Genomic DNA, 1,665 nt, shown 5'->3' with positions numbered 1-1,665 from the left:
GCGGCGGCCGAGGAGCCCGGGCTCACCCCTTGAAGTAGCCCACGGTGCGGGCGACACCCTCGGTGATCGGGACCCGCGGCGTCCAGCCCAGCACATCGGCGGCGCGGCCGGCGTCCAGCGCCGAGCGTGCGACGTCCCCCAGACGCGCGGGTGCGTACTCGGGGTCGTCCCCCGATCCCGCCGCCGCGGCCACCAGGGTGTGCAGTTCGCGGTCGCTGGTCTCGATTCCGGTGCCCACGTTGAAGCGCAGTCCGGCGGCGGCCGGAACGGTCGCGGCGCGAACGAAGGCGTCCACCACGTCGTCGACGAACACGTAGTCCCGGGTGTTGCCCCCGTCCCCGAAGACCCGGGTCTGCTCCCCGGCCAGTAGTCGCTGGGCGAAGATCGCCACCACCCCGGCCTCGCCGTGCGGGTCCTGACGCGGCCCGTACACGTTGGCCGGCGCCACGCCCGCCCACTCGATGCCGTACAGCTTGGCGAACATCTCCAGGTAGACCTCGCCCGCGACCTTGCCCGCCGCGTAGGGGCTCATCGGGTCCACCGGCCGAGACTCGGCCACCGGCAGGTCGGTGACGGGTCCGTAGATCGATCCCCCCGAGGAGGTGAAGACGATCCGCCGCACCCCGGCCCGTCGGGCGGCGTCGGCCAGCCGGACGGTGCCCACCACGTTGACCTCGGCGTCATGCACCGGGTCCTCCACCGACAGGCGGACGTCGATCTGCGCGGCCAGGTGGAACACGACCTCCGGGGCGAGGTCCGCCACCAGGTCCCCGATCGCGGGGTCGGTCAGGTCCACCTGCCGGAAGGTGAACCGCGAACCGGCCTCGCGGGCGCTCGTGAGGTTCTCCAGCCGACCCCGTGACAGGTCGTCGACGACCGTCACCTCGTGTCCCTCGGACAGCAAGCGGTCCACCAGGGTCGACCCGATGAACCCGGCCCCACCCGTCACGAGTGCCCTCATTCAGATCCCCTCCCGATGTGCGGCGAACCCGCCGCGGCGCCCTGTCGGACAACAGCTCCAAGGATACGACCCGGCCCGGGCCGGCCCGCTCACTCCCGTCCGTACAGCGCGGTGGCGCGGGTCAGCGGCGTACGTCCATCGGGCGGGAACGGCGAGTCGGCCAGGATCCGGGCGAGCTCGGCCTCGGTGAAGGCGGCACGGACCGCGAAGATCCGCACCTGGGAGTCCGAGTAGACCTTGACCAGGCCCGGGGTCTGGTCGAGCCGGAGCAGGTGGTCGTTGGGCTTCTGGAATCCCCAGTAATTGGGCGGGCTGACGTACACGTAGGTCACGCCGAGTTCGTCGAGAGCGGCGTCGACCCTCGGGTCGGTCCCGGCCCGGTCCATGCTGAAGAACAAGTGGGTGGTGAGCGGTGCGGTGGAGCCCGACTGCAGGTAGTGGCGTGCGGTCGAGGGCAGCCCGTTGGTGGCGTACATCCACCCCGACCCCTCGTCCGGGTTGGTGTAGATCAGGCCCGAATACGCCTGTGGCTGCTCGGAGAGCCAGTCGAAGGCCCGCAGATCGTGACTGTCGACCATCCTGCCCGCCCGTTGGTTCGCGCCCGCGGCCGCGGCGTACTCGGGCGAGGCCTGGACGACCCACGACCCGGTGGCCACCAGCGCGGCTAGGGCGACCGCGACCCGCAGGCCCGCCGCACCGGTCCC

The 1,665-nt window shown here is 72.0% G+C and carries 2 protein-coding genes; both read right to left on the bottom strand.

Annotated features, from left to right (window positions below):
- Positions 1-22: 22 nt before the first annotated feature.
- Complete coding sequence (locus G6022_RS12960; protein WP_182691704.1) at positions 23-961, bottom strand: SDR family NAD(P)-dependent oxidoreductase; 939 nt, start codon at positions 959-961, stop codon at positions 23-25.
- An 89-nt stretch (positions 962-1,050) separates the two neighbouring features.
- On the bottom strand, positions 1,051-1,665 hold a 615-nt coding region (locus tag G6022_RS12955; RefSeq protein WP_347238181.1), incomplete at its 5' end, for a DUF6541 family protein.

This window comes from Dietzia sp. Cai40, from assembly GCF_014145165.1.
Lineage (GTDB): Bacteria > Actinomycetota > Actinomycetes > Mycobacteriales > Mycobacteriaceae > Dietzia > Dietzia natronolimnaea.
This window is presented reverse-complemented; position numbering and strand designations above follow the sequence as displayed.